Source organism: Novosphingobium lentum NBRC 107847 (assembly GCF_001590965.1).
Classification (GTDB): domain Bacteria; phylum Pseudomonadota; class Alphaproteobacteria; order Sphingomonadales; family Sphingomonadaceae; genus Novosphingobium; species Novosphingobium lentum.
Genome location: NZ_BCTW01000041.1, coordinates 1 through 5,722 on the forward strand (window position 1 = coordinate 1; position 5,722 = coordinate 5,722).

The window sequence follows — 5,722 nt, forward strand, 5'->3', positions numbered from 1 at the left end:
GGGTAGGGTCGCGGGGTCAGCCGGGCTGACCGCCGCCAGCCTGCATGGCGGCGATCATGTCACGGAAATCGGCGAGCGACGGGGCGTGGCTGGCGTAGCCGCCATCGACGTGCAGGTTCTGCCCGGTGGTGTAACGCGATTCGTCGGAGGCGAGGAACACCGCGGCCTTCGCGCAATCCTGCGGCGTGCCGATGAACGGCGTGAGCATGTGGCGCAGCATCACGTCGCGCACCGGCGGCGGCATGTTGTCCTCGGTCGCGCCCGAAATGATCAGGCCGACCATCAGCACATTGGCGCGGATGCCGAACTTTCCGTACTGCGCGGCGATGTTGTAGGTCAGGTTGTGCACCGCGACTTTCGACGCGCCATAGGCGGTCTGCGCGATATCGCCCTGCAGCGCCTTGGTCGATCCGGTGGTGATGACCGATCCGCCGCCCTGTTCGATCATGTGCGGGATCGCGTGCTTGGCGCAGAACATCGGTCCCTTGACGTTGACCGCCATCGTGCGGTCCCACAGGTCGCCATCCATGTTCACCACATCGATATCACGGGTGATGATGTCCGGCCCGGTCATCGCCGCGTTGTTGTGCAGCACATCGATCCGGCCATAGCTTTCGAGCGTGAACGCCACCATCGCGCGCACTTGCGCCTCATCGGCGATATCGGCGGAAAATGGCCTGGCATCGCCCCCGGCAGCGACGATCTGTGCGGCGACTTTTTCGGACGAACGGCTCTGGCTGCCGACGATGACTTTGGCCCCTTCGCGCGCATATTCGATCGCGCAGGCCGCGCCGATGCCCGATCCGGAACCGTTGATGAGAATGACCTTGCCTTCAAGACGTCCCATGCCGATTCTCCCTGAGGTGTTCCCGTGGCCTTGCAGGCGCTCAGGCGATGCTGGCGAGCACGCGCGGGTGGAACGGCAGGAACGGTTCGCCCGCCCGGACTTTTTCCGCCCACGCCGGGTCCGCGATCAGCGAGCGGCCGACCCCGACCAGATCGAATTCGCCCGCCTCGATCCGCTGCTCCACGTCGGGCACGTTGTTCACCGCGCCCACTTCGCCGGCGAAGCTGTTCTTCAGTTCGTTGGCGAGGCCGATCCCGCCCACCGCCATCGTCGTGCGGCCGGTCAGCTTGCGCGTCCATCCGGCAAGCGTGAGGGGCGAGCCTTCGAACGCGGGGTGGTGATAGTAGCGCGTGCTCGCATCGAAGATGTCGACCCCGGCATCGGCCAGCGCGCCAAGCAATTCCTCCAGCTCGGCCGGTGTCTGCGCCAGGCGGCCGTCGTAATCCTGCTGCTTCCACTGCGAATAGCGGAACATGATCGGCACGTCGCCCACTTCGGCGCGGATCGCCTTGACCAGTTCGGCGCCGAACGTCGCGCGTTCGCGCAGCGCGGTGCCGCCCCAGCGATCGTCGCGCAGGTTGGTTTCGTGCCAGAAGAACGCATCGGGCAGGTAGCCATGTGCGCCGTGGATCGCGATGCCATCGAAGCCGACGGCGCGGGCATTGGCGGCGCTGCGGGCGTAGCCGGCGATGGCGTCGACGATGTCCTCGTCGGTCATCGGTTCGGTGGGCTTCAGCATGTCCTCGATATACGGGGCCGGAGCGGTGGTCACGCCGACGTGCGGACCCCACAGGCCCGAAGGCCGCGACGACATCCGATCGGGATGAGGGCCGGTGCGGTGCGTGCGGATCGGCCCCTGGTGCCACAGCTGCGGGAAGATCACGCCGCCGGCTTGATGGACGCCAGCGACGATGTCCTTCCAGCGCGCGAGCGCGGCCTCGCCGTGCAGTTCGGGCATGTTGGCCTCGCCCAGCGAGCCGGCGCCGAGCGCGGTGGGGTGATCGACGCCGATGCCCTCGGTGACGATGAGGCCGACATCGTGTTCGGCGCGGCGGCGATAATAGGCGTCCATCGGTTCTGACGGGACACCGCCGGGCGAACCCATGCGGGTCATCGGCGACATCACGATGCGGTTGCGCAAGGTCACGCCGCGCACGGTCAGCGGGCGAAAGATCGGTCGTTGTTCGGTCGTCATCGCGGGCCTGTCACTGCTGGGCGGCCCCATGGCGGGCGGGGCGCGGAAAATCCGATGGCTGTCTCGGCAAATGCGCCTCGCACGCCACCTGCCATACGGCAGGACGCGATGTAGCGCCTGTCCGGATCAGGCGATGCCGAGGCTCGCGCGGATCACGTCGGCGATTTCGCTGGCGGGTTGACGGCTGCCGTCCATCGGGTTCGACATGAAATTGTGGCAGAATGCCACCGCCAGCCCGCTGTCGGGATCGGCCCAGCCGAGCGAGCCGCCCACTCCGGGCGAGCCGATCGCGCGCGGCGATGTCATCGGGCAGGTGATCGGCATGATCCCGTCGCACAGCCAGAAACTGCCCCGGCTGATCGGCATGACCATGCCGAAATAGACCGGATCGGGATCGAGCCCGCCTTCGCGCCGCTCGCACGCCATGGCGATCCGTTCGGGCGAGAGCAGGCGCACGCCGTCGAGCGTGCCGCCGCTGGCGAGCATGGCCCAGAAGCGGGCGGAACTGCGCGCGGTGAAGATGCCGCCGGTGCCGGGCACGCAGGCGCGGCGCATAGCCGGTTGTTCGTAGACTTCGGGAATGAGGCGGATGGCGTTGGGCATCGAGAGCGCGATCAGCGAGCCTTCGGGCGGAGTCGGCTGGCCCGCATCGCCGTTGACCAGCCGGGCGATGCGCGGCTCGACCGCCGGATATGCCGCCTCGTCGATGCCGATCCACAAGTCCGCTATGCCCAGCGGCCCGGCGATCTCCTGCTGCACGAAGTCGCGGAAGCTGCGCCGTGCGGGATCGGTGCGGCGGACGATTTCCCCGATGATCCAGCCGAACGAGAACGACTGGTAGGCCGGGCTGCCGACGGGAACGAGGGGCGTCAGCGCCGCGCAACCCGCCGCCATCGCGTCCCAATCGCCGATCGTGTCGATGGTTACGCCGTCGGGCATTTGCGGAGTGCCGGTGCGGTGCGACAGCGCATCGCGCACGGTCACCGCCTGCTTGCCGTTGGCGCCGTATTCGGGCCAGTAGTCGGCAACCGGGCGGTCGTAGGCCACCAGCCCGCGTTCGGCCTGGATGTGCAGCGCGGTGGCAACCACGCCCTTGGTCACCGAAAACACGTTGAACAGCGTGTCGCCATCCACCGGGCGGCCGGTGGCGGGATCGGCGATGCCGCCCCAGGCATCGATCACCAGCTCGCCATGGAGATAGGCCGCGATTTGCACGCCGATCTCGCCCCGTTCCCCGATCGCGCGCGCGATCGCCGCCTGTACCGCCGCATTGGCCTGCCGGTCGATCGCCATGGTCCCGCTCCTGTCGCGCATGATGCTGACAGCCAGCTCCCACATCGGCATCGGCTTCGCCCATATCAGGCGATAGGCGCGGGCGTCGTCGGGCGATGTAGGCCCGTGGCACCGGCAGTCGCACAACGACAGGCCGGGCCATGGGGACAGGTGCATTGGAAGCGAAGCAAACTGGCGGACACGACGCGCATTTGCCTGGGCCGATCGGCCTGTGGTCACTGCTGCTGAGCTCGATCTTTCCGATGCTCGGGCTGTTTGCACTGGGCCCGGCCCTGCCCCGGGTGGCGGCCGCGTTTTCCGCCGATCCGAATGCGGAGGTGCTGGCGCAACTCATCGGCGGGGCCAGCGGGATCTCGTTCGCGCTCAGTTCACCGATCATCGGCGGGATGATCGGGCGCTGGGGCTACAAGCCGGTCTACGTCGTCTCGCTGCTCGCGTTTGCCGCCTTCGGGACTGTGCCGGCCCTGCTGCACAGCCTGCCGCTGATCCTGCTGACGCGCGTGCTGCTGGGCGTATGCGTGGCCGGCGCGTTTACGGCGGGGCTGGCGGGCATTGGTACGCTGGATGCCACGCAGAGGCCGCGCATGTATGGCCGCAACGCCATGCTTTCCAGCGTGGGTGCGATGGCGATCTTCCCAGCGGTCGGTGCCTTGTCCACGATCGGCTGGCGATTGCCGTTCCTGATCCACCTGATCGCGCTGGCGGTGGTGCCGATGGCGATGACGTTGCCGTCGAAACCGGTCGCCACCGCCCAAGCGCATGCGCATGCGCATGCGCCGACCGGGCACGGGCTTGGCGTGGCGCCGGTGCTGCTGGTGCTGGCCGCGTTCATGGGACTGGCGATGTACGTCGGGCCGATGTTTGCGCCGTTCTACCTCAAGACCATCGGCGTGACCGATCCGCGCCTGGCGGCCCTGCCGCTGAGCGGGATGTCGCTGGCCGCGCTGATCGTGACGGGCAATTTCGGCCGGCTGTACGCCCGGTTCGGGGCGCGGACGCTGTTTGCCGCGACGCTGGTGCTGACCGGGCTGGGACTGCTGGCTGCAGGCCTGGCGCCATCGCTGCCCGCGTTCGCGGCGGCGATGTTCGTGGTCTCGGGCGGGCTCGCGATGTTCGCACCCAACGTCAGCGCGCACATCGCGGCGACGTCGACCAACTTCGCGCGCGGCATCGGCTTGGCGATGTCGGCGATGTTCGCGGTGCAGGTGGCGTTCCCGTTTCTGGCGCGCGCCATATCGCAGGCGGTGGGGCCGGCGTCGGTGTTCCACATCTTCGGCGGCTGCGCGCTCGTGGCCGGGATCGGTACGGTCGCGTTGGCGCGGCGGACCATCCGCCCGGCGGCGCGTACCGCATAACGCTTGGCCCGCGCCTGCGTGATGGCCCTAAGCCTGTGATTGACAAGGCCGGTCGCCGTATTGCTAAGGCTGGTGCCATGAACCGGCAGATCACACCGAGCCCCGACGTGCAGCCCCCATGTCGCGCGAAAGTCGCGTCGGCATGAGCGCGACGGACGCGGTATCGTTGCCGTCGGGCGGTTCCGGGATGGTGGGCGATGACGACCAGAGCATCACCCACCGCGCCTATGTCCAGATCCGCGCCGGGCTGATCTCGTGCCGTCTGAAGCCGGGATCGCGGCTCAAGATCGCGCAATTGCAGCGCGATCTCGATATCAGCCAGGCCGCCGCGCGCGAGGGGCTGTCACGCCTCGCGGCCGAAGGCCTCGTCACGATCGAGCGCAACAGCGGGTTCCGCGCGGTGCCGCTGTCGGTCGATGGCTATCGTGAGCTGGCCGACGCCTGCCTGACGATCGAGTTGCCTTTGCTGCGCTCGTCGATCGCGCGTGGCGATTTCGCGTGGGAAGGGGCGCTGCTGTCGGCCTATCACATCTCGTCGCGGGTGCTGGCGCAAGTGGGCGATGACGAGATCAGCATGGACGCCTATGTGCGCCACCGCGAGGATTTCCACCGCATCCTGTTTGCCCGCTGCGACAACCAGTGGCTGATGCGCGCGTGGTCGCAATTGTATGCCCAGCAGATGCGCTATCGCCATACATTTCGCGAACTGGCGCGCTACGAACGCGGCCTGCATGAAGACCATCGCAGGTTTCTGGACGCGGTGATCGATCACCGGGTGGATGAGGCCGTCGCGATGTGGCGCGACAACCACGACAAGATCGTTGCCTTCATCGAGGCGAATCTCGACCATGCCGTGCCGCAACCCGCGCGCAAGCGCCGGACTGCCGAACGGTGAGCGCCACTCATCCTGAGCCTGTGTTGCTGCGGATGTCCTGAGATCCGCTCAAGCCCGTATCCCCTGCCCGCCGGTCGCGCGGATGGGCCGTTGCTTATTCGACGATGTTGAGTTCTTGGATGAGTTGCTGTCTGAGC

Annotated in this window: 5 protein-coding genes; 2 read left to right on the forward strand and 3 right to left on the reverse strand. The window is 67.7% G+C overall.

What is annotated here, in order from left to right; all coding sequences use genetic code 11:
- Positions 1-16: 16 nt before the first annotated feature.
- The 3 genes from NL2_RS20470 to NL2_RS20480 all read right to left on the reverse strand — a co-directional run bounded on the left by NL2_RS20470 (position 17) and on the right by NL2_RS20480 (position 3,335).
- Complete coding sequence (locus tag NL2_RS20470; RefSeq protein ID WP_068078539.1) at positions 17-847, reverse strand: SDR family NAD(P)-dependent oxidoreductase; 831 nt, start codon at positions 845-847, stop codon at positions 17-19.
- Between the two features lie 40 nt (positions 848-887).
- Positions 888-2,042, reverse strand: coding sequence for an oxidoreductase (locus tag NL2_RS20475; protein ID WP_068078542.1), 1,155 nt, complete (start codon positions 2,040-2,042; stop codon positions 888-890).
- 126 nt (positions 2,043-2,168) lie between these two features.
- Positions 2,169-3,335: a serine hydrolase domain-containing protein gene (locus NL2_RS20480; protein ID WP_068078553.1), complete on the reverse strand. Its 1,167-nt coding sequence runs from the start codon at positions 3,333-3,335 to the stop codon at positions 2,169-2,171.
- A gap of 155 nt (positions 3,336-3,490) precedes the next feature.
- Here NL2_RS20480 and NL2_RS20485 point away from each other — a divergent pair, with 155 nt between their 5' ends.
- Positions 3,491-4,690, forward strand: coding sequence for an MFS transporter (locus NL2_RS20485; RefSeq protein ID WP_169799568.1), 1,200 nt, complete (start codon positions 3,491-3,493; stop codon positions 4,688-4,690).
- 142 nt (positions 4,691-4,832) lie between these two features.
- Positions 4,833-5,585, forward strand: coding sequence for a GntR family transcriptional regulator (locus NL2_RS20490; RefSeq protein WP_169799569.1), 753 nt, complete (start codon positions 4,833-4,835; stop codon positions 5,583-5,585).
- Positions 5,586-5,722 lie beyond the last annotated feature (137 nt).